Origin of the sequence: Corynebacterium tuingiense, from assembly GCF_046718165.1 — a bacterium.
Lineage (GTDB): Bacteria > Actinomycetota > Actinomycetes > Mycobacteriales > Mycobacteriaceae > Corynebacterium.
Genome location: NZ_CP177101.1, coordinates 784644 through 810315 on the forward strand (window position 1 = coordinate 784644; position 25672 = coordinate 810315).

Annotated in this window: 28 protein-coding genes; 16 read left to right on the forward strand and 12 right to left on the reverse strand. The window is 59.0% G+C overall.

Features of this window, described 5'->3' with window-relative positions:
* Positions 1–14: 14 nt before the first annotated feature.
* From ACLI1T_RS03770 to rpmB, 6 genes are all read right to left on the reverse strand, one after another.
* Positions 15–734 carry a TetR/AcrR family transcriptional regulator gene (locus tag ACLI1T_RS03770; protein WP_023025941.1) on the reverse strand — a complete coding sequence of 240 codons (720 nt, stop codon included), beginning with the start codon at positions 732–734 and terminating at the stop codon, positions 15–17.
* A 111-nt stretch (positions 735–845) separates the two neighbouring features.
* Positions 846–1628 (reverse strand): putative nucleotidyltransferase substrate binding domain-containing protein, encoded by a 783-nt coding sequence (locus ACLI1T_RS03775; protein WP_023025943.1) that lies wholly within the window; start codon positions 1626–1628, stop codon positions 846–848.
* Between the two features lie 323 nt (positions 1629–1951).
* Positions 1952–2206, reverse strand: coding sequence for a 30S ribosomal protein S18 (gene rpsR / locus ACLI1T_RS03780; protein ID WP_023025961.1), 255 nt, complete (start codon positions 2204–2206; stop codon positions 1952–1954).
* A gap of 15 nt (positions 2207–2221) precedes the next feature.
* Positions 2222–2527, reverse strand: coding sequence for a 30S ribosomal protein S14 (rpsN, locus tag ACLI1T_RS03785; protein ID WP_005279906.1), 306 nt, complete (start codon positions 2525–2527; stop codon positions 2222–2224).
* A 3-nt stretch (positions 2528–2530) separates the two neighbouring features.
* A complete protein-coding gene (gene rpmG, locus ACLI1T_RS03790) occupies positions 2531–2695 on the reverse strand; it encodes a 50S ribosomal protein L33 (protein WP_023025964.1) in 165 nt (54 codons plus the stop codon).
* A gap of 2 nt (positions 2696–2697) precedes the next feature.
* Positions 2698–2934, reverse strand: a complete 237-nt coding sequence (gene rpmB, locus ACLI1T_RS03795; protein ID WP_005279911.1) for a 50S ribosomal protein L28 — start codon at positions 2932–2934, stop codon at positions 2698–2700.
* Positions 2935–3451: 517 nt separating this feature from the next.
* On the opposite strand from rpmB, the gene ACLI1T_RS03800 reads away from it, so the two are divergent.
* The 5 genes from ACLI1T_RS03800 to ACLI1T_RS03820 all read left to right on the forward strand — a co-directional run bounded on the left by ACLI1T_RS03800 (position 3452) and on the right by ACLI1T_RS03820 (position 6784).
* A complete protein-coding gene (locus ACLI1T_RS03800) occupies positions 3452–3721 on the forward strand; it encodes a type B 50S ribosomal protein L31 (protein ID WP_005279912.1) in 270 nt (89 codons plus the stop codon).
* A gap of 15 nt (positions 3722–3736) precedes the next feature.
* Entirely contained in the window at positions 3737–3910 is a 174-nt protein-coding gene (rpmF, locus tag ACLI1T_RS03805) for a 50S ribosomal protein L32 (RefSeq protein WP_411703066.1), read from the forward strand.
* 463 nt (positions 3911–4373) lie between these two features.
* Positions 4374–5855, forward strand: a complete 1482-nt coding sequence (locus ACLI1T_RS03810) for a S1C family serine protease (protein WP_349862987.1) — start codon at positions 4374–4376, stop codon at positions 5853–5855.
* Positions 5856–5916: 61 nt separating this feature from the next.
* The gene (locus ACLI1T_RS03815; protein ID WP_023025969.1) at positions 5917–6525 is read left to right on the forward strand and encodes a molybdenum cofactor biosynthesis protein B; all 609 of its coding nucleotides are present in this window, start codon (positions 5917–5919) and stop codon (positions 6523–6525) included.
* 28 nt (positions 6526–6553) lie between these two features.
* On the forward strand, positions 6554–6784 hold the full coding sequence (locus tag ACLI1T_RS03820) for a hypothetical protein (RefSeq protein ID WP_349862989.1): 231 nt from the start codon (positions 6554–6556) through the stop codon (positions 6782–6784).
* 112 nt (positions 6785–6896) lie between these two features.
* Here the strand turns inward: ACLI1T_RS03820 and mscL are convergent, their stop codons facing one another.
* The gene (gene mscL / locus ACLI1T_RS03825; RefSeq protein WP_023025973.1) at positions 6897–7394 is read right to left on the reverse strand and encodes a large-conductance mechanosensitive channel protein MscL; all 498 of its coding nucleotides are present in this window, start codon (positions 7392–7394) and stop codon (positions 6897–6899) included.
* 243 nt (positions 7395–7637) lie between these two features.
* Between mscL and dcuC the strand changes: the two genes are divergently transcribed.
* Entirely contained in the window at positions 7638–9005 is a 1368-nt protein-coding gene (gene dcuC / locus ACLI1T_RS03830) for a C4-dicarboxylate transporter DcuC (protein ID WP_349862991.1), read from the forward strand.
* Between the two features lie 48 nt (positions 9006–9053).
* On the forward strand, positions 9054–10385 hold the full coding sequence (locus ACLI1T_RS03835; protein WP_411703067.1) for a lyase family protein: 1332 nt from the start codon (positions 9054–9056) through the stop codon (positions 10383–10385).
* Between the two features lie 53 nt (positions 10386–10438).
* On the opposite strand, the gene ACLI1T_RS03840 is transcribed toward ACLI1T_RS03835, so the two are convergent.
* Together ACLI1T_RS03840 and ACLI1T_RS03845 are read right to left on the reverse strand one after the other, a co-directional pair.
* On the reverse strand, positions 10439–11164 hold the full coding sequence (locus ACLI1T_RS03840) for an SAF domain-containing protein (protein ID WP_349862995.1): 726 nt from the start codon (positions 11162–11164) through the stop codon (positions 10439–10441).
* 41 nt (positions 11165–11205) lie between these two features.
* A complete protein-coding gene (locus ACLI1T_RS03845; RefSeq protein WP_411703068.1) occupies positions 11206–11787 on the reverse strand; it encodes a 5-formyltetrahydrofolate cyclo-ligase in 582 nt (193 codons plus the stop codon).
* A 68-nt stretch (positions 11788–11855) separates the two neighbouring features.
* On the opposite strand from ACLI1T_RS03845, the gene ACLI1T_RS03850 reads away from it, so the two are divergent.
* The 4 genes from ACLI1T_RS03850 (at position 11856) to glpR (ending at position 16514) form a co-directional block, all read left to right on the forward strand.
* The gene (locus ACLI1T_RS03850) at positions 11856–12782 is read left to right on the forward strand and encodes a UTP--glucose-1-phosphate uridylyltransferase (RefSeq protein ID WP_411703069.1); all 927 of its coding nucleotides are present in this window, start codon (positions 11856–11858) and stop codon (positions 12780–12782) included.
* Between the two features lie 75 nt (positions 12783–12857).
* Entirely contained in the window at positions 12858–14192 is a 1335-nt protein-coding gene (glp, locus tag ACLI1T_RS03855; protein ID WP_023025986.1) for a gephyrin-like molybdotransferase Glp, read from the forward strand.
* The gene (locus ACLI1T_RS03860; protein ID WP_411703070.1) at positions 14192–14902 is read left to right on the forward strand and encodes a GNAT family N-acetyltransferase; all 711 of its coding nucleotides are present in this window, start codon (positions 14192–14194) and stop codon (positions 14900–14902) included. Before glp ends, ACLI1T_RS03860 begins: the two co-directional genes overlap by 1 nt.
* 145 nt (positions 14903–15047) lie before the next feature.
* Positions 15048–16514, forward strand: a complete 1467-nt coding sequence (glpR, locus tag ACLI1T_RS03865; RefSeq protein WP_349867798.1) for a gephyrin-like molybdotransferase receptor GlpR — start codon at positions 15048–15050, stop codon at positions 16512–16514.
* Here the strand turns inward: glpR and ACLI1T_RS03870 are convergent, their stop codons facing one another.
* Positions 16515–17174, reverse strand: a complete 660-nt coding sequence (locus tag ACLI1T_RS03870) for a DNA-3-methyladenine glycosylase I (RefSeq protein WP_349852424.1) — start codon at positions 17172–17174, stop codon at positions 16515–16517.
* 172 nt (positions 17175–17346) lie between these two features.
* On the opposite strand from ACLI1T_RS03870, the gene ACLI1T_RS03875 reads away from it, so the two are divergent.
* Together ACLI1T_RS03875 and ACLI1T_RS03880 are read left to right on the forward strand one after the other, a co-directional pair.
* Positions 17347–17760: a DoxX family protein gene (locus tag ACLI1T_RS03875; protein WP_005279936.1), complete on the forward strand. Its 414-nt coding sequence runs from the start codon at positions 17347–17349 to the stop codon at positions 17758–17760.
* On the forward strand, positions 17747–18448 hold the full coding sequence (locus ACLI1T_RS03880; protein ID WP_023025996.1) for a zf-HC2 domain-containing protein: 702 nt from the start codon (positions 17747–17749) through the stop codon (positions 18446–18448). The genes ACLI1T_RS03875 and ACLI1T_RS03880 overlap by 14 nt, the downstream gene beginning before the upstream one ends.
* A gap of 20 nt (positions 18449–18468) precedes the next feature.
* Here ACLI1T_RS03880 and ACLI1T_RS03885 read toward each other — a convergent pair whose 3' ends face one another.
* A complete protein-coding gene (locus tag ACLI1T_RS03885; RefSeq protein WP_411703071.1) occupies positions 18469–20094 on the reverse strand; it encodes a dolichyl-phosphate-mannose--protein mannosyltransferase in 1626 nt (541 codons plus the stop codon).
* A gap of 24 nt (positions 20095–20118) precedes the next feature.
* On the opposite strand from ACLI1T_RS03885, the gene rsmI reads away from it, so the two are divergent.
* The 3 genes from rsmI to metG all read left to right on the forward strand — a co-directional run bounded on the left by rsmI (position 20119) and on the right by metG (position 25073).
* Complete coding sequence (rsmI, locus tag ACLI1T_RS03890) at positions 20119–20967, forward strand: 16S rRNA (cytidine(1402)-2'-O)-methyltransferase (protein WP_411703072.1); 849 nt, start codon at positions 20119–20121, stop codon at positions 20965–20967.
* Positions 20968–21249: 282 nt separating this feature from the next.
* On the forward strand, positions 21250–23106 hold the full coding sequence (locus ACLI1T_RS03895) for a BCCT family transporter (RefSeq protein ID WP_411703073.1): 1857 nt from the start codon (positions 21250–21252) through the stop codon (positions 23104–23106).
* 134 nt (positions 23107–23240) lie between these two features.
* The gene (gene metG / locus ACLI1T_RS03900; RefSeq protein WP_284902126.1) at positions 23241–25073 is read left to right on the forward strand and encodes a methionine--tRNA ligase; all 1833 of its coding nucleotides are present in this window, start codon (positions 23241–23243) and stop codon (positions 25071–25073) included.
* A 94-nt stretch (positions 25074–25167) separates the two neighbouring features.
* Here metG and ACLI1T_RS03905 read toward each other — a convergent pair whose 3' ends face one another.
* Positions 25168–25668 (reverse strand): GNAT family N-acetyltransferase, encoded by a 501-nt coding sequence (locus tag ACLI1T_RS03905; protein WP_023026007.1) that lies wholly within the window; start codon positions 25666–25668, stop codon positions 25168–25170.
* Between the last annotated feature and the right edge of the window lie 4 nt (positions 25669–25672).

Sequence of the window (25672 nt, forward strand, 5' to 3'; positions counted from 1 at the left end):
ACGCAAGGAAGAGGTTAACGGGACTTTTTCTTCTTTCGATCAGCAGCGGCCGCCGCAGCCGCAGAAATCGAGTCATTGCGGTTCTTCAGTAGCTCAAGCGTCATGGCTTCGGCGTCCTCGGGGACTGTGGCGCCGAGGACGGCAAGGGCGGCATCGGCAAGCATGGCGGCAGTCTCCGGAACCGACTGGGCCGCGGCATAGGGAGGCGTGCCATCATTGGGGCGCATCTCGATGACAGACAGCGCGACGTGGAAGGGCAATTCGATGCGCGGATCCGCATCGCCCACAATCGCGGCGGCGGTGGTACGGAAGTGGTTCTCCAGCCGCTCGCGGGAGCTGTGATACTCCGAGAATTCAGGCGAATTGGCCACCGGCAGTTGGTACAACCGGCCGACGTTCCAACCGCTGGTGAGCAAAAGGCGCGATTCCGCAGCGACCAGCGACCACAGGCGCTGCTCGGGTTCGGCATCGGAATCTACCAGCTCATCGGCAAGCTCCAGCGAGGGCTCGATGGTGGAATTAAGCAGTGCGAGGAAAATCTCCGTCTTGGAGGGAAAATGGTAATACAGCGATGCCTGCCGGATGCCCACCGCGTCCGCGATTTGGTGGGTCGACGTCGTGGCAAAGCCCTGGGTGGTAAATAACTCTGAGGAGGCGTCCAGAATTTCTTCCCGGGCGCTATTGCCTCTGCGGCGGGGGCTATGTTTACGCGGCCTACCGACGTTTCCTGACATGCGGCGGACGCCTCCTTTCTCTCAGCAGAAAATGCTTTTACTCAACAACTCTACAGCCCCGCAGCCAGACGGCGCGGAGCGCATGCATGGCCACAGCATTTTGTGGCGATTTTAATGTGCGCCATCCGCGGCGCGTTGGGAGATGGATTCGAAGGTCGCAGACACCATGCGGCAAGCTGTGCCATAGGCCGTGCGCTCCAGCGGCGGGAGATCCTGCAGCGTGGATTCGCGGCCGTGCACATTGTCGAACCAGCGTCGCATTTCTACCGAATACCCTGTGCGCCACGCAAGATCCAAGGTCTCTGCGTCCTCCGCTGTGAGCATTCCGCGTTCTTGACCAATGGCGAGGCGATCGACCGTAGGTCGTGGCCCCGGTGCCGCCCACCGCGCAATGGCGGCGATGGGGGATAACAGCATGGATTTAATATCCACGGCCGCGCTGCGATCGGGCAAACCGCCAACGCGCTGGAGCAATGGCGGACGCTGGGCCAACGCCTCCTCCAACAACGCCTGCTCGCCGCCGTGGCCTAAAGGCAGGCCAGCATCGACGCGCGCTGCCATGGAATCGGCTGCTTGGTGCACCTCTAGGCCAACATCGCGAAAAACAGACTCCAAGTCGCTGTCTTCTCCCATCCACTCGATGGGCATGCTGGGCAGCTGATCCCCGCGCGCCGCCGCGCCGGTTAACCGGACATCCGCGTCCACGCCTGGGGCGCGCACGATGTCTGTCAGTAGCCGCGAAAACCAGGAGGCTAATTCAATCTCATCATCCTGGTGCGCTACCGCATTGCGCAAGACATCTTGTGCCTCCGCCAACAAGCCGCGAGCGGTTGCCCGGGATTGGCAATGGGGAGCAAGCTCCGAAAGATCGAGAAGGGATTGGTGCAGGGCCATACAGTCACTGCCTTTCACTCATTACAAAGCGGTGCGCTTCTAAAAGTTGTGCGGCGCAGGATTGCTATAAATGTAACACTTATGTGAAAGCGCAGTAGCGCTTGGGGGAGTGTGCAGCGGGTTCGTCGCGTCCGTGGCAGTGGGCGTTCGTGGACGAGTTTTGCGGCTGGTGTTGCCGCGGCGTGTGGCGTTTGCGGCGTAGCGAGACCCTAAAACGACTTTCGCCGCCTCACCTCGAAAGGCGGGGCGGCGAAAGTTTATGGTTCTTTTACCGTGTCACACTTGCCAGCGGCAAAAGTGCGCTGTTGATACCCAGCTACTGTTTAGCGGGTGGTGAACGGCAGGAGAGCCATTTCGCGTGCGTTCTTGACTGCGGTAGCAACCTGACGCTGCTGCTGCGGGTTCAAGCCGGTGACGCGACGGGAACGGATCTTGTGGCGATCCGAGATGAATAGACGCAGAGTCTTGGTGTCCTTGTAGTCCACCTTCTCAATGCCCTCAGCCTTCAAAGGGTTCTTCTTCGGGCGACGGCTCTGCTCCATACGGAACTTCTTTTGGTTATTGCGCTTATTAGCCATTGTGCAATTACCCCTTTACCAGCTGGACTTGCGAACGCCCGGCAGCTCACCACGGTGAGCCATGCCGCGCATACGGACACGGGACAGGCCGAACTTGCGGAGGTAACCGCGTGGGCGGCCATCGGCTGCGTCGCGGTTACGAACGCGGGCTGGGGAAGCGTCACGAGGCTGGCGGTTCAGTTCGAATTGAGCCTCCAAACGCTCCTCATCCGGGGTGTTCGGGTTCTTGATGATCTTCTTGAGCTCAGCGCGACGCTCCGCGTAGCGGGCGACGATTTCCTTGCGCTGCTCGTTCTTAGCGATCTTGGACTTCTTAGCCATGAATTATCGCTCCTCGCGGAATTCGACGTGCTTGCGGGCGATCGGATCGAACTTCTTCAGGGAGATGCGATCCGGGTTATTGCGCTTGTTCTTACGGGTCACGTAGGTGTAACCGGTGCCCGCAGTGGACTTCAGCTTGATGATTGGGCGAATATCGTTACGTGCCATACTTAAATCTTCTCCCCACGTGCGCGGATCTTGGCAACAACGGACTCGATGCCGTCGCGGTCAATGATCTTCATACCCTTGGTGGAAACATTCAGAGTAATGGTACGGCCCTCAGAGGGCAGGTAGTAGCGACGACGCTGCACGTTGGGGTTCCAACGGCGCGAAGTGCGGCGGTGCGAGTGCGAGACCTGCTTGCCGAATTCCGGCTTGCGGCCCGTTACCTGGCAAATAGCCGACATGGGTCTTCTTTCTCCTAGCCGCCCACATCGTGGCTATAAACGACTACGTGCCGACTGCCGTGTGAGGGTGGCAGTGCTCAAAAAGTGAGGTGTGAGCAGGTGCGGCATCGTCGTCAAAAACCAGTAGACGGGGCGTAATACGTATATTTTGACAACAGCAAGAGCAAATCTTACAGCCTTACTCGCGATATACCTAATCGCTACCGCAATCGCCCCGTACTTAATGTTGTTCGCGTTGTGTTGGAGATCGAGCAACTGTAACCAAGGCATTGGGGGAGGTTCGAGGCCTTACTATAACGAATGAGGCGCATATGCGCGCCTGTGGCGACTGTGGTTGCCGCAGGTGAGCAATTTCGTATATATGGCCGTGGAATGTAGGATAATTCAGGTTATCGGTCGGCGCGCATTGTGGCGCCGGGCGAGCTGTAACTGTACATCCCAACTCGGGCACGATCCGTACCGGCATAGCAGCCCAGTGTGCGGAACCGACCCGTAGTCCAACCCTGAGGGAATATATATGAAGAAAGACATCCACCCGGATTACCACCCAGTGGTCTTCCGCGATGCTGGTACCGGTCACTCCTTTTTGACCAAGTCCACCGCTACCTCTTCTCGCACCGTTGAGTGGGAAGACGGCAACGAGTACCCGCTCATCGTCGTTGACGTTACTGCTGAGTCCCACCCGTTCTGGACTGGTGCACAGCGCGTTATGGATACCGCTGGCCGTGTCGAGCGCTTCAACCAGCGCTTCGGTGCCATGGCTCGCCGCAAGAAGAAGAACGCGTAAGGAGAAGAAAAGAAAATGGCAACTCCTAAGTTTAAGAAGTCCCGTGCGAACACCCACGCACGTCGTTCCCAGTGGAAGGCTGACAACGTCGCCCTCCAGGAAGTCACCATCGACGGTCAGAACGTGCGCATCCCGCGCCGTCTGGTCAAGGCCGCTAAGCTCGGCCTGGTTGACGTAGAGCAGTTCTAAGCCTGCATTCAATCCCACCCCCTCCTGGTTGCTTTTAGTGACTGCGAGGGGGTTGCGATGTTTTAGGCTCCTAGGTGGGGTATTAAAAAGCGCCTTTCGGCCAGGGTGGCGCTAGGCCGTGGGGGAGGACTTGAGCCGTGACAGTGCTGTCTACTCCTTGGGCCTTAAAGACTTAGCGAAATCCACTTCAAATTAAAGCAAGGCTAGCCATAAAGTAAATATAAAAGTGCGCTAATCTGATGGTGGATCAGTCTTATTCCTCTGTGATTGTGTTCACGGCGGCTCGGGCACCAGAATGAAAAATGCTTAGTGGGGCGATGGTGGAGGCGTGTGCGAGCATGAAGGAGGCGACGGGTGCGGCGAGTTTAACCAGCTTATTGCCTACAGTAACTTCACAGGAACTTCTAGTACGTTGGCAGAGTAGTTTAAGTTGTGACTAAGCGAAGCGAGGCATAGTGTTCCTATGAACATGAGGAATGATGACAACCGCGGCAATAATGGCCAGTCGCACGGTGTCCCGCAGGAACCCTACGATACGAACAATGGGCAAACGCCGTATAGCCAGCCGCGCGGTGGGCAGCAGGATTCTGGATCCGCTTATTCCAATGGAACCTATTCCCAGGGCTGGAACCAGCCGCGCATCAACGAGCAGGAGGCACGAGCTTCCGCACACGGGCAGCACACCCCGCCCAGCAATCGCCTTTTTGGTGGCGCTCAGCAGAGTGGTACCCGCGGGCAGGATGAAACATCTAGCTTCGCTAGCCAGTACAGCGAGTACTCCCAGCAGGGGCCTGCAAATAACCAACCCGGTCAGCCGCCTGTGCCTGGGGTAACGCCGTTGCCGCCGCAGCCAAAGGAGAAAAAGAAGATCGGGCTTGGCGTGGCGACGGCAATCGCTGCCGTAGCGGCAATCGCAGCAGGCTCCATTACCGGTGTGGTCGTGGGCAAGAACCAATCCAGCAGCGGCACGTCCGTGGTTAACGAGGCTCTTCATAGTCAACCGGCCGCCAATAGCATGGGTAAGGAGCCAGAGGAAGGTTCGGTGGAAGCGGTTTCCGCCAAGGTTTTGCCGGCCGTGGTATCCATTCAGACCGCCACTCGGACCTCGGCTGCCGAAGGTTCTGGCTCGATCATTTCTCCCGATGGTTACGTGTTAACCAACCACCACGTCATCGCCGGTGCGGAACAGGGCGGCATCATGCAGGTGACCTTGAACGATGGCAGCAAGCACGAAGCTGATCTCGTGGCTTCCGATGCCAATACGGATGTCGCCGTCATCAAAATCAAGGACGTGCAAGACCTACCGCACTTGCAATTCGGTAACTCGGATGCGGTAGCGGTCGGCCAAGAGGTAGTCGCCGTCGGTTCGCCGCTCGGCCTCAATGCCACGGTGACTTCTGGCATCGTATCCGCAAAGAACCGTCCGGTGCGTGCGTCCCAGGAGGGTGGCGAGTCTTCGCTTATCGATGCCATCCAGACTGACGCCGCCGTTAACCCCGGCAATTCCGGCGGCCCCTTGGTGGATATGGACGGCAATATCGTCGGTATGAATTCGATGATTGCCTCGTTGTCTGATAAAGCCACGGGCGAGGGCGGATCTATCGGCCTTGGATTTGCCATCCCTTCCAACTTTGCCAAGCGCATGGCGGATGAGCTCATCAATAAAGGCCAGGTAACTCACCCCACCTTGGGGGTTAAGGTCTTGGCGCGCGATGACGGTAATGGCGCGCGCATTGCCGAGGTCGAGCCGGGCAGCCCAGCGGAACAAGCAGGATTGAAGCAGGGCGATATCGTCACCCGCGTCAATGACCGGCTGATTGAAAACGCCGATGCGCTTATCGCGGCCGCTCGTTCCCAGGACTTCGGTGCGACCGTCACCTTGGAAGTATCCGATGGAAATTCGGATGATACTCGTCAGGTAGAGGTAACCCTGACGGGCGAGTAGATTAAAAGCCAGCCCGCGCCGTGTCCGCATTGCGCCCCCGACGTTTCTTTGAAGGAGAAAAATGGCAGACTCTCAGCAAGACTTGACCGATTCGACCAGGTTGGAGGATTCGGCTTCCACAGACGCTTTGCGGGATGTGGCGGAGCCGGATGATGCTTACCTCTTGGCCAGTGAGAAGGAGGACCGAGTGGCGGCGCCGCGCCGCGCGCTCGTTGTGATCGTCACGGATCACCCCGGCGAAAATTCAGATAGCACCTCCAAACTGGTTACTGAACTTTTAGCAGAGGCGGATTTCCGCATCGATGGTTCGGTGGTCGTGCGCTCGAAGAAATCCAAGATCCGGCAGGCTATTGAAACCGGCGTCGTCGGCGGTGTGGATCTCGTGCTCACCGTCGGCGGCACTGGCGTGGGCCCGCGTGATAAGACCCCGGAAGCTACCACTGGGGTCATCGATAAGATGGTGCCGGGCGTGGCCCAGGCATTGCGCTCTTCTGGTCAGGCCTGCGGCGCGGTCGATGCGTGTGCATCCCGCGGTATTTCGGGCGTTTCTGGTTCCACCGTCGTGGTCAACCTCGCACCGTCGCGCGCTGCCGTGCGCGATGGAATGGCTACATTGACCCCGCTGGTCCACCACCTCGTGGATCAATTGCAAGAATCCAGCGTGCAATAGCGCCAAGGAAAGGGGTGGAGATACTGCCATGACCTCTCAACCACGCCGCCAGCGCAGGCGCGTATTCAGGCAATCAGATGCGTCGGAATATGACCGCAGCGCGGACCGCCCAGTAGAGCAGGAATTAGCTAGTGGAGAAGGTGCCGATGCACAGCGCATCGTCACTCTCGATGATGCCGCGGCGGAAGGCGACGGTGCTCAAGCAGCCGAGCGCGGCGAAGAGTTTTACCGCGAGAACCAGCCGCCGCACCACGGCTAATAGTCTGCGCATCCTTGTCCCGAGCCAGGAAATGCTGAAACAGTCATAACAAAAGCCCGTGGCCTCCTTCATTGCGAAGGTGGACACGGGCTTAACTGCTTCTTAGCAAGGATTAGTCGTCGTGGCGGCTGTGCTTGCCCTCAGAAGTTGTGGAGTTATCGGTGTCCTCGGCTGCAGTGGCATCCCCAAGTGCCTTATCTGCGGCGGTGACAGCCTCAGCGTTCTGGGCCTGCAGAAGATCGCGGATTTCTGCCAAGAGTTCTTCCGAGGTCGGTGCCGGCGCCTCTGGGTCCACACCCTGGCGGCGCTTAGCGGCTTCAGTGAGCTTGTTCAGCGGCATCACAATGAGGAAGTACACCACTGCGGCGATGATCAGGAAGTTAATCGCGGCGGTAATGACGGCGCCAAAGTCTACGAGGGTGGACTTATTATCGGTGATTTGGAAGCCTAAACCATCGACCTCGGCGGAGCCGAGGGAGTTAATGATCGGCTGAATGATGGAATCCGTCACGGAAGTGACGATTGCCGTGAACGCGGAACCGATGATGACTGCGGTGGCAAGCTCAACCACGTTGCCGCGCATAATGAAGTCTTTAAAGCCCTTAAGCATGGGAGAAGACGAACCTTTCTGGGGGTAGATAAGGATGGGCGTGAACCATGAGCAAGCAGGGAGTTTAGTTCAAGCTAAAAGTATTCACAACTTGGAGGGATGGAGGCTGCAATATTGTTGCTTAGTTAACTAATGCACACCGGTTGCGGTATAGGTATTTGGTGTTAGTGTGAAAGCGGAATATAAAAAATATTGTTTGTCAAAATAACAGTATTCTAATGCGTGGGCAGAAGGGATCCCAGCATGAATATCGCACTTGCTCTATTTGCCTTGGCAGTCACCATTGGTGCAGGCTACCTCCTTGTTAAAGGTCATAAGCCGGTCATCATTTTATTGCTTGCCGGGTTTATTCTCATTGCAGTTTCTACCGCGGCCAAAGCTGGCTACGGAGTTTTAGATGAGGAAGACTCCACCGGATCTCGGTGGCTAGACATCATTGGCATATTCGAACAAGTTGCTGGTAGCCAATTAACAGGCGTCGGCCTAATCATTATGGCGGCCGGCGGCTTTTCGGCATATATGAACAAGATCGGCGCTTCACAGGCACTGGTCGAGGTGCTTGCCGCCCCAATCGCAAAGTTCAAACACCCCTACATCACGCTAATCCTCACGTATTTCCTCGGCGTGGTGCTTTTTATGTTTATCCCCAGCGCTGCTGGGCTCGCTATTTTGCTTCTAGTGCTATTGCTTCCAGTGCTGAAGGCGGTAGGGGTAAGCCCCGCAGCAGCAGGCGCGGTCATCGTGTCAGCCTCTGCATTGCCTATGGGGCCGGCATCGGGAACCTCGGTGCTGTCGGCGCGAACCATTGATTTATCCCCAGTCGTCTACTTTGTTCAGTACCAGCTGATCGTGGCCATTCCTACTGCTATTGCAATTGCTATCACTCACTATTTCGTGCAGCAGCATTACGATAAGCGGGATTTGGAAGACTACAAGGAAACCGACACCATGGGCGATGGTTCTGGCGAAGCAGGCCCGAAGTGGTATGGCTTATTTCTCGCACTGCCCATTATCTTGTTGATAATCTTCAGTCCCTTGGTCAATGACAGCATCGAGCTGAGCACAGTGGGAGCATTCGTAATTGTCTGGCTATTGGCCATGCTGTGCGAAATCATCCGCCATCGTTCTTTTGCTACCGCAACTGAACAAGCCACATCCTTTTTTACGGGTATGGGAAAGATGTTTGGTGGCATCGTCGCATTGATTATCGCAGCGCAAATCTTCGCCACCGGGTTGACGGCTACGGGCGCCATTTCCATGCTCATCGATGGAGGCCAGCAACTCGGTGCCGGCGCTATCGTCATCACCCTCATGTTCACCTTGATCGTGGGCCTAGTGACGTTCCTGACCGGTTCCGGTGTCGGCGCATTTTCTTCCTTTGCCAGCCTGGTGCCTGATGTCAGCCGTGGGCTCGGTGCTTCGGCAGCGGCAGTGATTACCCCAATGGAATTTGCCAGTGGTTTATTCCGCGCGGTTTCTCCGGTCTCCGGGGTAATCATTTCCGTCGCCGGTGGCGTAGGGATTTCTACCACCGAGCTTATTCGCCGCACCCTCCTTCCAATGGGGGTTGGCTTTGTCGTGATGATCGTATCCAGCCTGATCTTGCTCTAAGCACGTTCTGGGGTCACAACCTACATCTGAAAAAGTAAGGAATTTATCATGGGAATCGGCGCACTGAACTCGTCTTTTCAGAAGAAAGGCTATGTCACAGCGGACATGGAAGCCCACTGGGAAGAAGCACAACTTATCCGGAAGATTTTCGCTGTTGAAGCGGCAATGGCGCGGACGCAGGGACACATGGGAATCATCCCGCAGGAGGCTGCCGAGGCGATCTCAGATAATGCAGTCGCCAGTGATGAGCTGATTGAAAAAGCCCAAAGCGGCGGGGTTGGCAATCCTTCGGTCGCTGTCCTAGATGCGCTGCGGGAGGCGGTTCCGGAAGACCAACGCGGTTGGGTCCATTTCGGGGCGACGACTCAAGATATTTTGGATACCGCGCGGGCCCTGCAGATCAAGGCAGCGACTGACCTAATACTGGAACGCCTGAACGCTGTGATTGCAGCTACCGCCAAACTTGCTCACGAGCATGCCACGACGTTAATGGTTGCGCGCACCAATGGGCAGTATGCATTGCCGACGACACTGGGTACGCGCTTCGCGCGGTGGAATGCGGAACTGCGCCGGAGCAGGGAACGCTTGGAAGCGATGCGCGAGCGCACGGAACAGATTCAATTTACCGGTGCTGTAGGCACGCTGGCGTCCTTTGGAGAACAAGGCCCTGAGTTAAGTCGGCGCCTTGCCAAAGAATTGGAACTGGTTTATCAACCGGTTTCTTGGCATGCGAGCTCGGATACAATGACAGAGCTTGTGACGACCGTGGCTACCTTGGGGCAAAGTCTGGCCAAGATTGCAGAGGATCTCTTCGCTATGCAGCAATCCGATTTGGTCGAGGCCCGCGAGGAGATGGATGCACATACTTCCGGTTCGTCCACCATGCCGCAAAAACTTAATCCCTTTGCCACAATGAAAATTTCCGTGGGAGCCAGCATGGCTTGTGGCATGGCGGCAAACATGCTCACGCAAGCGCCGGCCACCTTTGAACGCGACCACCGCCAATCCGAGATCCACCGCAACCTGATTCCACAAATCTTTGTTGCCGTCGATGGAGCGCTGGAAAAGTTGGGCCAGCTCTTTCCTCGCTTGCGTTTTGATGCACAAGCATTAGAAGACAATGTAAAAAGCGCGGGTGTCTCATTGATGACTGAAGGGATCATGATGGAGTTGGCTCCGCATATTGGTCATAGTGCCGCACACGACGCTCTTCAGGAATTCGCCCGAGAAAATAGAGAGAACGGTACCAGCCTGGAAGAGTTTTGCGCGGCCCACTCTAAGCTTGCAGGTGTTTCGGAAAAGCTGGACTTTGATGCCTTGACAAACCCAGCCAATTACATCGGCCAAGCTGTTGAAATCGCGAAATCGGCGAAGAAATAGATCAGGAATAAGTACTGCAAAGACCACCACTACGCAAAAGGTTCAGGCTGTCTTTAAGTAGCAGCATCTGCGTCATCGACGGCTTGGGGCTGGGCGCGATCGCCCACGATGACCACGGTCAGCGGTTGGTTTAAAGAGGCCGCGGCCACGTCATTGGCATGCTCATTAGGAAGTGCGAGCAAGACGGTGGCAGAAGAAACTTCGCCCTCCGCGGTGGTGGTGGAGACCACCCGGGCGCCGGAGGCGATGACGCGGGCGGTCGCGGGCTGGGAATCGGTGGCATTGCTTGCCGTGACGATGTCGACGGTATCGCCGTGCTGTAGGTGGGGAATGATGTCTGGATCGGCAAGTTTTACAGGGATCATGCGGCCAGAGCTGCCTCCCGCAGAATCCTCCGATCCCGAGTTCGCGACGAGGCTAGACACCAACTCTTGGCCTAGGAGCCGCTTGCTGGTGACTACCTCACCCTTGCCCGCGGCGGCGGTGATGATGCGGCCGGCGAGGTCGGAGGGGGCATCGGCAAGCGCGCTGCTAGGTATGGAAGAAGAAGGCAGGCGCTCGAGGGAAACATCGGAGGCGGAAAGCTCCGCGCCGGCGGGCAGATCGTGGCTAAAGACCAGCACCTGCGGCAGTTCCTTCGCCCTGGAAATCGCGGAAACCAGCGCGGCAACGAGCAGGACCAGCGCGATGACGCGGCGCACGAGCACGCCGCGGCGGTGGCCAGGGGTGCGAAGAGTGCGAAAGAATTGAGAGATTCGCGGTGACGGAGAATGAGCCATGCACAATTAGACTGCGCTACCGCCTGCGTGGTTCCCCGCGTTTAGGAAGAAAAGCGGTGGATTCCTGCGGCGGTGGCCACGGCCTCGACGCGGCGATCGCGGGCTGTAGCCGGGATAGAGTCAAGAAACTCGGTAGGGTAGACCATGGCGAGTACCGCGGGGTGGTTGCGCGGCACCAAGGAAAGCGCGCGGTCGTAGTAGCCGCCGCCCTTGCCCAGGCGGTTTCCGGCCGCATCGATGGCCATGGCGGGGGCCAAAATCAGATCGCAACCGCACAGCACTCGGCTATCAAAACGCGGACCAGCCGGCTCGGAAATGCCCAACTGACCAGGCTGCATGCTGTGCGGGCCCTTGTAATCTGCCCAGTTCAAAACGCCATTGCCGCAGGTGATGGGCAATAATACGCGGTCGACGCGGCGGGAAAGCCACGGGATGAAATCCGCCCCGCCTGGCTCTGCGCCCAGCGGCCAATAGGCAGCGACGCTCGATACGCCGGAAAGCTCGGGCTCTAACTGCTCGCGCAGGGCAGTGGTCCATTCCGCGCGCTCATCGGCGGTGAGGCTGCGGCGCTTGCGAAGCAGGCGGGTGCGCAGTTGCTCTTTGATATCGCTGGAAGAAGGCATAAATAAATAATAGCGTCCGTGGCGTAGCGCTACACAGGAAAATCGTGCGCCGTTGTACCCTAAGATCCATGGCTAATGAACGCGAAGATTCCGCCTCCGGAATCACCACGGTTGTAGTTCCAGCGGCTGGCATGGGCACCCGCTTTCTGCCCGCCACGAAAACCGTCCCCAAAGAATTGCTGCCCGTTGTGGATACTCCCGGCATTGAATTGATTGCTGAGGAAGCAGCTTCAGTGGGCGCGCGCCGGCTTGCGGTCATTACCGCACCCGAAAAGCAAGAAGTAATGCGCCATTTTGCGGAATTTCCGGATCTGGTAGAAACCTTAGATTCCCGCGGCAAGGATGAGCAGGTGGCCAAGGTCAACCGCGCTCACCAGCTCATTGAGCCCATCGCGGTAGAGCAAGAAAAGCCCTTGGGCTTGGGCCATGCCGTGGGGCTGGCGGAAGAAGTCTTGGCGGATGACGAGGACTCTTTTGCCGTTATGCTGCCGGATGACATCGTATTGCCGGCCACCGTTATGGCGGATATGGCGCGCGTTCGTGCTGATCTTGGCGGCAGCGTGCTGTGCGCGTTTGCGGTGCCGCAGGAGCAGACGTTTAATTACGGCGTTTTTGATGTAGAAGATACTGACGCGCCGGGCGTGAAAAAGGTCGTTGGCATGGTGGAAAAGCCGGACCCAGAGGACGCACCGTCTAACTTGGTTGCTACCGGGCGCTATCTTTTGGACCGCAAGATCTTTGATGCGCTGCGCCGGATCGAACCGGGCAAGGGTAGTGAATTGCAGCTGACCGATGCCATCGAGCTGCTCATTGAAGAAGGCGAGCCCGTTCACGTGGTGGTCCACGAGGGTAAACGCCACGATTTGGGCAACCCCGGCGGCTATATCCCGGCCAACGTGGACTTTGGCCTGCGCGATGAAAAATACGGCCCAGCGCTGTATAAAGCTATTAAACAAATCATGTCCGATTTCGAGGCGGAACAAGGCCTTAACTAATTACCTTGCACCGCGCGCAGGTGCGTTGAGGGCAGCAAGGTAAAAGGGCAATAAGAAAGGGCGGGCAGAGACCGTATGCGTTCAGTTGATGACCAGTTGGCGCTGGTTACTGATGCGGCGACGACCCCGGAGCCGGTGCGGATGAGCATTTCTAATGCACTGGGGTTAATGTGCGCCGAGCAGGTGCAGGCCAATCAGCCTTTACCGGGCTTTCCCCAGGCGGCCATCGATGGGTATGCGGTTCGCGCCGTTGATATCGGTGGCGAGCGCGGGTTGAAGGTTCGGCGCCCGAAGAATCAGGACCAAGAAGGCAGCGAGGGTGAGGATGCCCCCGAGCAGGCCGATGACGCCGCCGCGCAGCCCGCCCCACCAGAGGTTGAGCGTTCCTTGCCCGTGGTGGGCGAGGTGCCGGCCGGCTCGAAGCAGCCGTTGCGTTTGCAGCCCAAGCAAGCCGTGCGGGTCTATACGGGCGCGCCCTTGCCCACGCTTGCCGATGCCGTCCTACCCCTCGAGTGGACCGACCGCGGCCGCAAGCGCATCACGGCGCACAGGACGGTGCGCTCGGGCGACTTCGTCCGCCGCGTGGGCGATGATATCCAGCCCGGCGATGTCGCTGTGTCCTCCGGCACCGTCCTTGGCCCAGCGCAGATTGGCTTATTGGCCGCGGTGGGCCGCTCCAAAGTGCTGGTCTATCCGCGCCCGCGCGTGACCATCGTGTCCTTTGGCCGCGAGCTCGTCGATGTGGACAAGGAACCGGGCCTGGGCCAAGTCTTTGACGTGAACTCCTACTCCTTGGCCGCCGCCGCAAAAGAAGCGGGGGCGGACGTGGTCCGCGTGGGCATTGCCGAAGGCGAACCCCGCCGCATCCGGGAAGTGCTAGAAACCCACATCACGCGCAGCGAGGCGCTCGTCATCACCGGTGCCGTTGGTGGTGCCGGTGCCGAACAGATCCGGGAGATCCTGGCAGAAATCGGCGATATCGATACTTCCCGCGTGGCCATGCACCCAGGATCCGTGCAAGGCTTTGGGCTGGTAGGAGATGAGCGCATCCCTACGTTCCTCCTTCCCTCGAACCCGGTATCGTCGCTGGTTATTTTCGAAATATACATTCGCCCCTTGATTCGCCTGGCCCTGGGCAAGCGCAATGCCCACCGCCGGGTGGTCCGGGCCCGCGCACTGAACCACATTGATTCCCGCCCTGGGCGCCGTGGTTTCATCCGCGCCCGCTTGATGCGCGATGCCGAAACCGCCGATTACCTGGTCGAGGGCCTTGGCGGAGCGACCGGCGCGCCGGCCCACCTTCTGGCAGGACTCTCTGAGGCCAATGCAATGATTCGAGTGCCAGAGGAAGTCACCGAGATCCGCCCGGGTGACGTTGTTGACGTCTTATTCCTCACCCAGCGCAGCTAATGCTTGACCCTTTCGGTACCGCCGCGGCGAAGCTGCGCCATCCAGTTACCGGGCCCACTGATGATCTGCACCCCGGTTGGCCGGAGGCGACGCCGACGGTGCAGCTTCCTTCCTCAGGGGCACTGCCGTCTGGCGGCCGGTTGCGGCTGCGACCATTGCTGCGCTCGGATGGCCCCGAGTGGCGGCGCCAGCGCATTGAGGACGAACCATTGCTCCGGCCGGTGGAACCGACCCAAGCGACCACCTGGGCAGAAGCGCACAGCTCGCAGGCCTGGTGGAATTACCTCATTTTTCTGCGCAACTCCGCGCGCGATGCGCAGGTGATCCCCCTGGCCATTGAGCTCGAGGGAAAGTTCGCCGGCCAGGTAACACTCGGCAATATCCAGCACGGCAGCATCCAGGACTGTTGGATTGGCTATTGGGTTTATTCCGCCGTGCAGGGCGCGGGCGTTGCCACCGCGGCCACGGCCTTGGGCGTGGACCATGCCTTTGGGCGGGTAGGCCTGCACCGAGTGACCGCAACCTACTTGGAACAAAACCCCGCCTCCGGGCGCGTGCTGGAGGCCAACGGTTTTCGCTCCGAGGGATTTTTGCGCCGCAACCTGCATATCGATGGCGCCTGGCGGGATCACCATTTCGTGGCCTTAGTCAAGGAAGATTTTGCATCCACAGCGGTTGAGCGGCTGCGCCAAGCTGGGCGTTTGGTGTGAAAAGCATCCTTAATTCCGGGGAATGCTTTCTCAGTTTTCACATAAGTAACAACATTGTAATTTACGGCTTCTGTGGCCCCTAAAGTGCGGTTTTAGCGATTACAGTGGAGTAATCATATGCACCCCAAGGGAAGGTCCTTAAGTCGTGTCCACAGCTGTGCCAGTTATTGCAATCATCGTGGTGTGGCTCTTCGTGCTCGCGCCGTGGCTATTGGGCAGGAGCAATCGCCCGATGAGCCATACCGGAGAGGCCTTTGAGGATACCCGCGTGCTCTTTTCCGGCGATTCCGGCAATGTCGCCGGCCGCCGCCGCCCGCGCCTGCGCGCCGATGATATCCACCGCAGTGCGTCGGATGAGGATCAAGACTACGAGGTCGTATCCGCTTCCACGGAGGACTCGGACCGCGAGGCAGACGTCGATGACGTGCTGATCGAGGAAGAAGTAGAGGACCGCGCTTCCCGCGCACAGTCGCGGACCATCGCCGGTGCTGCCCGCCGCGCCCGGGCGCAACCCTTCGGCGTTGGTGGCCGCGCATTCCGCTCCGCCGCCGATGAGAACGAAGCGGACGCGCGCAATGGGCACGCCACCCCAACTGAGGAGACGGCAGAGACCATCGAGGGTGAAGTCATTGAGGAATCCGCGGTTCCAGCCGCTGCCGCTGATACCACCGATGCGACCAATGCCACCACTCCCGCCGATAGCGCGCGTACGTCTAGGGACTCCGACGATGCAGATGTGAACACGGACGATGTCGATGATGTCTTGCTCGATGATGACGAGCGCGCCGGCGAGGAAGCAGGCGGTGCAAAGCGCAAGGGCCGCCGCGGCGATGTGGTTGCCAATTCCACCGAGTCCTTCACCGCGCCGGTGGCAGCGGACATTGCAGAAGACGCGTATGACTATGACGAGACCTATACCTCCCCGGTTGACCTGATGTATCCGGGCGCGGTGGACCCCGCCCCAGTCATTGATGCAGAACAACCGGACTCCGCAGAAACCGACTCCGCAGAGTCTGAATCCGAAGGCGCAGCAGAGGAATCGGCGGAAGCAGATGAGTACAGTGCCCAGGGTGCTGAGGACGCGGCGTTGAATACGGACCTTTCCGAGGACGAGGTGGCATTTGCTCAGCGGCGCCTTGGCCGCGGTGGTTGGGACCCAGTAGCGGAAAAGGAGAAGTCCGCTACCCGCTACCAGCGCCGCCAGCGCACGCTCATCGGCCTAGCCATCGCAGTGGTCCTCACCGTGGCCCTGGGCATTGTGGCCGGTGGATGGACTTGGTGGCTGGCAGGCATCGTCGGCATCCTGACTGGGACCTACCTGGTGGCGCTGCGCGCGCAAGTCCGGCAAGAACAAGCACTTTTGCGCCGCCGGGTAAAGCACCTGCGCCGGGCGCGGTTGGGCGTTCACAATACCGATGATGAGGCATTGAAGATCCCCCGCAACCTGCGCCGCCCGGGTGCGGTCGTCGTCGAAATCGATGATGAAAGCCCCGACTTTGAGCACCTTCCCTTAAGCTACAGCGATGATGAAGATGGCGACTTTGATGGCCCGCACGCCGGGCCCAGTGGGGTAGGGCGCCGCGATGACCTAGCCGCTCGCCGCGCAGGTTAATTAGCCGGCTGCGCCCTCGCTTCCGTGGAGCTTTTCGGTTTCCTCCGGCCATACACCGGAGGTAGCCCGGCGGTGGGAGCCCAAGAGATGGGTATCGACCATCCCTATTGCCTCCATGAGCGCAAAGCAGGTCACCGGCCCCACGAACTTAAAACCGGCCTTTTTCAATTCCCGCGACATGGCCTGCGATTCTGGGCTCTTGTTCGGAATATCCTCCATGACCTCGGGGTAGATATTTTCTGTGGGCTGAAAGCTCCAAATGAAATCCGCTAAGCCACCCTCTTCGCGCAGTTTAATGGTGGCCTTCGCATTATTAATGGTGGCGCGGATCTTGGTTTCGTTGCGGATAATGGTGGCATCGGCAAGCAAGTGCTCCACCTCGGCCTCGCCGAATTCCGCGACCTTTTCCGGATCGAAGTGGCAAAAGGCCTTGCGGAAGGCGGGGCGCTTTTTTAATACCACGGCCCAAGACAGCCCAGACTGGAAGGACTCCAGGCTCAGGCGCTCAAATAGGCCGGCCTCGTCCCTAATGGGAAGGCCCCATTCGGTGTCGTAATAATCCGTCAATAGCGACGACGTCACGGCCCACGGCGTGCGGGCTACTCCGTGCTCGTCATAGGCCAGCGGGGTGCGTTCTTCGGTGGTGGTGTCAGTGTCCATGGATGGTTCTCCTATTGGTGTGTTGTGCCTATTTTCCTTGTCTTTCTCCATTGAAGCAGCGATTGCGGGTGGGATGCAGTGTGTACCTCGCCAGATGGTGAAATTGCGAGCTCAGGGCGTGGGGCGGCGGTGTCTTCGCGTTGGGGTGGGCATTCGATGTAGTCTATTGACCATGAATAGACCTGCCGTTCGTGATGCCGCGTTGCTGCTTTTTCGGTTGGTCCTCGGGCTCATCTTTATTGCGCACGGCGTGGACAAGATGTTCATGGACGGAATGGATGAGACGGTTGGGCAGTTTTCTGCCCTCGGCATCCCGCAGCCACAGATAGCCGGTTATGCCGCCGCAATCGGGGAGATGGTGGGTGGCGCCTTCCTCGTCATTGGTTTGTTAACCACCTTTGCCGCTGCGGCGCTGGCCGTGGACATGGTGGGCGCGCTGTACTTCGTGCACTGGGGAAATGGCCTCTTTGCCGGCGACGGTGGCATCGAGTACCCCTTGGTGCTGTGCATGTCCCTCATAATGATCGTTATTTTTGGTTCTGGCCGGGCGAGCTTGGATAGGGCGTTAAGCAATGTTGACGCATAGCCAAGTGCAAGCGGCGATTTCCGCCCAGCTGGATGGCGAAGAAGCGGAGCTTTCCGCAGACGTCATCGACGCCCACCTAGAACACTGCGCGGAGTGCCGAGCGTTTCGCGATAAGGCAGCGGCGCTATCGCGTTCCTTAAGTTTCGTGGAACCGGCGGATTCCGGCATGTCGCCGCCGACGGATCTTTCTGAGGTGATCCTCGCCGGGGTAGAACCGGAGTGGAAGCGGGCATCGAGCGCCAGGCAGGCCAACCTCACGGTGGCACGCAGTGCCTTGGTAGTCATGGGACTCGTTTTTGCGGTGTGGGCCATCGTACAAGTGGTGCGCGCTTCCGGCCTCGTGCCGCTGGGCACAGAGGGTTCGGTGCTGGATCCTTCGGCCGATCCAGACCGCGCCAACCTGCTGATGGAAGGCGCGGCCGTGCGCTTTGGCATGGCGTGTGGCCTGCTGTGGAGCGCCTGGCGCCCAGCCTCTGTGACCGGGCTTTTCCCGGTATCCGCCACGATGTTTGCATTTCTTTTTGGCTTTGGCGTGCGCGATATTGCGCTCGGCACCGTCACCATGGAACAGGTCTATTTGCTCATCGCTACCGCGCTGTCGACCATTAGTCTGGCCTGGGCGTGGGCTGCCGAGAAGGGCTACCTGGTGCGCGCGTGGTGGAAATCCCTAAACGCGCAGCCGCACTAAGGCGAACGAGGTTCTGCGAGCTATTTCCAGCTGGGCAACCACATCATGGATTGGTACCACGATTCCGGGATGATGAAGCCGTACAAGATGGGCGCGAAGTAGAAGAACATCGCGACCACCAGCGCGAGGTAGCAGGCGGCGGCAAATGTTCCCCGCCGCATCGGCCCGCCAGCGATGCGCGTTATCCACTGCCACTTGATGGGCTTACCGCGTCCGACCATTTGGCCTAGCGTGAGGGCGAGAAGCACGATGACAAACGGGATAAACGCGGTGGCATAAAAGAAGTACATCTGCCGGTCAAAGGCCGCCAGCCATGGCAGGAATCCGGCCGCGAAGCCCACGAGGGGAATGAGGAAGGCGCGGTTGCGGCGGATGATAAGGGACCACAGCCCCCAAAGCACTGCGGGGACCACCAGCCACCAGATCGCCGGGGTGCCAAAGAGGTAGAGCATCTTGCGGCATTCGCCACCGCCGCTGCATTCCAGATCCGTGCTGGAGTAGTACAAAATGGGCCGGGCCCCGGCCAGCCATGCCCACGGCTTGGAATCCCACGGGTGGTGGTGGCCACCGGAAGAGGTCAAGCTGGCGTGAAAATCTAATACGGATAAGTGGTAATAAAACCAGCCGGCCACGGATTCTGGTAAGTGCATGAGCCAGGAGTCTTCCCCGATGGTCCCATCCACTTTGGCGTGCCGGTAGACCGCGGTTTCTGAGGCGAACCACGCCCGCCAGCTCCACACATAAATCATTACTGGCACGGCCACCAGGGAGGCCAGTGCCGCGGGCGTATCGCGAATGAGCGTGCCCACGATGTAGCGGCGGATTCCGTACTTGCGGCGCAATGCGAGGTCACTAAAGACGCAGAGCAGGCCGAAGAACATGATGTAGTACAGCCCAGACCACTTCACGGCGAGCGACAGTCCTAAGAAGACGCCGGCGGTAAAGCGCCACCACCGGAAGCCAAAACGCGGCCCGAAGGGGGAGGTGCCCATCCCGTCGCTCAGCAGGGCGTTGTGCAGACGCTCGCGCATTTGTTGATGATCGCGGGCCAGTGCCCAGGCTGCGGCGACGATGAAAAAGACCTGGAAGATATCCAGCATGCCAAACTTCGCGGAGACCAAGAGGACGCCATCGCAGACGGCCAAAATGCCGGCAAAGGTGGCCACCTGCCAGGAAAAGGACAGCCGGCGGGCCAGAGCCATGGTCATCAGGACGGTGGCGACGCCGAAGAGGGCCGTCATCAAGCGCCAGCCCAGCGGGGTATAACCAAAGACCCATTCTGAAATGGCAATGATCTGTTTGCCCAGCGGCGGGTGAACCACGAGCCCAAAGCCTGGGTTGGTCTCGATGCCGCCGATGAATAAGTTATCCCAGCTTTTGACCATGTCCCAGGCCTGGGGGACATAGTGCTTTTCATCGAAGACGGGCGTGCCTTGGGATACCGGCGCGGTAAGCCCCACAAACCGGGTAATCAGCGCGAGAACGGCGATGATGCCGGTGCTAATCCAATCGGCCTTGCCCCACGTATAGGTACGCGGTGCCGGCGGGATCACGCGGTTATGCGGGGTGCGCGGTGAGCTAGCGGGGGCAGCGGTAGCAATAGTCACGAAGAAGAGTTTAGGCCACGAGCCTTCGCGCGGGCGCATAGGAGAATGTGGAATGCTAGAGGCATGTCAGCTTTAGGTCTGGAACCACTTCCGCGCGGCGTTATCCTCGCCGCCACGCCCTTGGGGAATGTCGGTGATGCCTCTGCGCGCCTGATGCAGGCATTGGCGCATGCGGATGTCATCGCCGCCGAAGATACCCGCCGCGTGCGCAACCTGGCGCAGGCCCTGGGCATCGAAATTTCCGGCTCTGTGGTGTCCAACTTCGACCACAATGAGCAGGCGCGTGCGCAGCAGCTTATCGATGCCGCCCAGCACGGCACCGTCCTCGTGGTCACCGATGCCGGCATGCCAATCATCTCCGATCCCGGTCTGTCACTGGTGGCCGCGGCCGCCGAGCGCGATATCCCCGTGACGTGTTTTCCGGGTCCTTCGGCGGTGCCCACGGCGCTTGCCTTGTCTGGCTTGGGCGTGGGCCACTTCCTCTTCGATGCATTCCCGCCGCGCAAGCCCGGCCCGCGAAAGGCGTGGCTGGAATCGCTGCGCAATGAAAAGCGCGCCATCGTATTTTTTGAATCTCCCCACCGCATCGCCGATACGCTTGCCGATGCCGCCCAGGTCCTCGGCGCCGATCGCCCCGCCGCGGTATGCCGCGAGCTGACCAAGACGTACGAGGAGGTGCGCCGCGGTTGCCTAGCAGAGCTGGCCGAATGGGCAAGCGAGGGCGTGAAGGGCGAAATTACCGTGGTCATCGAAGGCGGAACCGCCGCTGCTGTGACCGCCGCAGACTTGGTCCCGCAAGCCTTGGAGCTTGCCGAGGCCGGCATGCGCTTGAAAGACGCCTGCAAGCAGGCTGCCAAGGGGACTGGGGTGTCCAATCGGGAGCTTTATGATGCCGCGTTGGATGCCCGCTGAGCGCCCGCTATTTGAGCTCTTGTTGAGCCGTCCGCAGGTTATTTCTATGCGCTGTATAAACGGTCACAATTGGCCGTGCTAGAAGGAGGTTTCACGCTTCTATATATGTTATCAAATCGTTATCTTGCTCGGGCGTGTGGCGCTTAAAGGCCATCTACGTGGGGATATGCGGCTTATAAGTGTGCAGGAAGCATTAAGGAAATGCTCAAAAATGTGCATAAGCTGGGGTTTTGTTAACAAAAAGGTTTGAAAAATTGGGGGCGTAACACCACTGTAGAGAGCATGACTAATACTGAAAATAACGGCACTGGCGTGCCCGAAGAAGGGAAGGGGCCCGGCGAAGCGCCTGCTGGGACCACTTCTACTGCTTCGAGCGATCAGCCGATTGAGGATTATCAAACGGTAGAAGAGGCGCTGGACGAACAGACGGCGACGAGCCAGATCCAGGACATGATCAACTCTGAGGGGTTCCACCCCGAAGAGTATGACGACCCAGAAATCGAAGTTGCTGCGGACCGCGATAATATCCCGATTGACTGGACCATCATGGGTATTGCGGGTGTTCTCGTTGCCGCCATCGTTATCTGGGGCCTTGCCGCCCCGGATAACTTCGCGGACTTTTCTTCCGCGGCACTGACGTGGGTCGTCGATAAGTTCGGTTGGGCTTACGTGCTCTTTGGCACCGTCTTCGTGGCCTTCGTCATCTTTATCGCTTCCTCTAAGTTTGGCTCCATCAAGTTGGGCCACATTAACGAGGAACCGGAGTTTTCCACGCCTTCGTGGATCGCCATGATGTTCGCTGCGGGTATGGGCATTGGCCTCATGTTCTACGGTGCTTCCGAGCCGCTGGCGAACTACCGCGACGGTACGCCCGGCCAAGGAACGGAAAACGTGGGCTCGTCCATGGCCTACGCCATGTTCCACTGGACGCTGCACCCCTGGGCTGTTTACGCCATTGTTGGTTTGGCCATCGCGTACTCGACCTACCGCATCGGCCGCAAGCAGCTGCTAAGCCAGACCTTCGTGCCACTCATCGGTGAGCGCCGCGCCAACGGCGGATTGGGCAAGTTCATTGACATCCTGTCCATCTTCGCCACCGTCTTCGGTACCGCTTGCTCCCTGGGTCTGGGCGCGCTGCAGATTCAGGCAGGCCTGGAAGCTTCCGGCATCATCGATAACCCAACCCAGTCCGTGGTTATCGGCATTGTCTTGGTCTTGACCCTGGCCTTCTTGCTGTCCGCACTTTCCGGTGTGGGCAAGGGTATTCAGTACGTGTCCAACGCCAACATGGTCTTGGCTGCGGTGCTGGCCATCTTCGTGTTCATCTTGGGCCCAACCGTGACCATCCTGAACCAGATTCCGGGTTCCATTGGTAACTACTTCAACTACTTCACCGAGATGATCGGCCGTACCGCAGAGTCCGAGAACGGCACCGCCGGTGAGTGGCTGTCTGGCTACACCATCTTCTACTGGGCATGGTGGGTCTCCTGGTCCCCATTCGTGGGTATGTTCTTGGCGCGCATTTCCCGTGGCCGTTCCGTCCGCGAGTTCTGCTTGGGCGTCCTGCTCATCCCAGCCGGCGTTTCTACCCTGTGGTTCGCTATCTTCGGCGGCACCGCAATCCACATGGAGCAAAACGGCGAATCCATTACCGGCGAATCTGCCGAGGTAGAGCTGTTTAACCTCCTGCACAACCTGCCCGGTGGCTTCATTGCCGGCGTCGTCGCAGTCATCTTGCTGTCCACCTTCTTCATTACCTCAGCAGACTCCGCCTCCACCGTGATGGGTTCGATGACCCAGAATGGTGCCGCAACCGCGAAGCCGTGGCTATCTGCCCTGTGGGGTGCTCTGACCGCAGCCGTTGGTTTGACCCTGCTCTTGGTTAATGAGGATGCACTGTCCAACCTGCAGAACGTCACCATTGTGGCGGCGCTGCCGTTCTTGTTCATTGTCATTGGCTTGATGTTCGCCATCTACAAGGACTTGAGCCAGGACATCATTTACCTTGAGTACCGCGAGGCGCAACAGTTCCAGCGCAAGATGGCCCGCGAGCGCCGTTTGCACCGCGACTACCAGCGCACGCAGGAGCTCAAGAAGCGCCGCAACGAGCGTTTGAAGAACCCGATGAAGCGCAAGTAGATAAAGTATCTACCGCCTTCGGTAGCAGCGCCCGCCGCTTTCCCAGAGATGGGAAGGAGGCGGGCGCTTTTCGGTGGTTGGGGTAATGTGCCCTCAACGTGTGTTCGTGCAGGTGCTTCGATAAACTGGACTCCATGACTGAGTCTTTAGTAGTAAATGTTGCCTGGCCATATGCCAATGGCCCGCGCCACATCGGTCACGTGGCTGGCTTTGGCGTTCCCTCTGACGTATTCGCCCGCTTCCAGCGAATGCGCGGCCGCAACGTACTCATGGTCTCCGGTACGGACGAGCACGGCACCCCGTTGCTGGTCCAAGCCGATAAGGAGGGCGTATCCGTCCGCGAACTCGCAGACCGCTATAACCGCCAGATCGTCAACGATCTGGCCAACCTCGGCCTGTCCTATGACCTTTTTACCCGCACTACCACCCGCAACCACTATTCGGTGGTGCAGGAGCTGTTCAAGGGTCTCAATGAGAACGGCTACATGCTAAAAGAGACCACAAAGGGGGCAATCTCTCCGTCCACCGGCCGCACGCTGCCGGACCGCTATATCGAAGGCACGTGCCCCATTTGTGGTGCCGATGGCGCCCGCGGTGACCAGTGCGATAACTGCGGCAACCAGCTGGACCCGGTAGACCTGATTGACCCAGTGTCCAAGATCAACGGCGAAACGCCGCAGTTCGTGGAGACCGAGCACTTTTTGCTGGATCTGCCGTCCCTAAAGGACGAGCTGCAAAAGTGGCTTTCCACCCGCGAGGATTGGCGCCCGAACGTGCTAAAGTTCTCCCTCAACCTGCTGGAGGACATGCGCCCGCGCACCATGACCCGCGATATTGACTGGGGCATTCCCATTCCGGTGGAAGGCTGGCAGGACAATAACGCGAAGAAACTATACGTGTGGTTCGACGCCGTCGTGGGCTACCTGTCCGCCTCCATCGAGTGGGCGCACCGCACCGGCCAGCCGGAGGCGTGGAAGGAATTCTGGCAGGACCCAGAAACCCGTCATTACTACTTCCAGGGCAAGGACAATATCACCTTCCACTCGCAGATCTGGCCGGCGGAATTGCTGGGCTATGCGGGCAAAGGCTCGAAGGGCGGCGAGCTGCACCAGTACGGCGAGCTGGACCTGCCCACGGAAATCGTCTCCTCGGAATACTTGACGATGTCCGGCTCCAAGTTCTCCTCCTCCAAGGGCGTGGTGATCTACGTTAAAGACTTCCTGGCGGAGTTTGGCCCGGATCCGCTGCGCTACTTCATCGCCGTGGCTGGTCCCGAAAACAACGACGCGGACTTTACATGGGATGAATTCGTGCGCCGCGTCAATAATGAGTTGGCCAATGGCTGGGGCAACCTGGTCAACCGCACCGTGTCCATGGCGCACAAGAACTTTGGAGAGGTTCCGGTCCCGGCGGCCCTAGAGGAGCGCGACGAGGCCATTTTGCAGCTGGCGGAGGAGACCTTTACCACCGCCGGTAACCTGCTGGAGCAATCCAAGTTTAAGCAGGCCATCGTCTCCATCATGCACGTGGTGGGCGAGGCGAATGCGTATATCGCCTCCCAGGAGCCGTGGAAGTTGGCCAAGGATGAAACCCAGCGCGAACGCCTGGCCACCGTTTTGTGGACCGCTCTGCAGGTCGTGTCTGACTGCAACGTCATGCTCACCCCGTTCCTGCCGTTTACCGCGCAGAAGGTGCACGAGACCTTGGGCCGCACCGGCGAATGGGCCGCGCAGCCTGAGGTGCGCGAGGTCAAGGACGATATCCCGGTTGAGCTCGTGGGCGCGGGGCTTCCCCCAGAAAACCACGAATATCCTGTCATTATGGGTGACTACACCCAGCAGCAGGCCAAGTGGGAGCGCATCCAGGTGGCACCAGGTACTACCTTGGCAAAACCGAAGCCGCTGATTTCCAAGCTGGATCCAGAGCTCGGCGAAACCGGCCCGGAATGGGCGCCGGTGATGAACTAGCGCGGTAACGTCCCGCTAGATACACACAGCGCGGTGGCCAGTCCCAATGAAAAGGGAAGGCCACCGCGCTTTTGCTATGCCTTAAAGGTTCTGCCTAGTGCTGGAAATCGCGCTGCAGGTGAACCAGGCCTAGGCGCACGCCGTCCTTGGTGTGGATATTGGGCATGCGGCCAGTTTCTGTGAACCCAAATTTCTTGTGCAGCGCAATGGAACCGGCATTGGTATCCACGATGTAGGTAATCATGGTTTCGATATAGGGATCGTCGGCGGCAATGTCCATGAGGGCATCGAGAAGCTCAGAGCCTACGCCCTTGCCCTGGGCGACGGGGGAGATGTATACGGAATCTTCGACGGTGCCGTAATAGATGGCGGGCGTGACGAATTGAAAGTAGGCGGCCCAGCCGATGATTTCATCATCGTCTACGGCAACGAGCACGGGCGAGCCCGCCTTGGACATGTCCTTCAGCCAATCTTCGCGGTCAGAGACCTCTTCTTGCCAGGTAATGAGGTTATTCGCCGGTTTAGCGGCGGAGGCAGCATTGTAGATGGCGGAAATGGAGGGGGCATCGGCAAGCTCGGCGGGGCGAATATGCATCAAA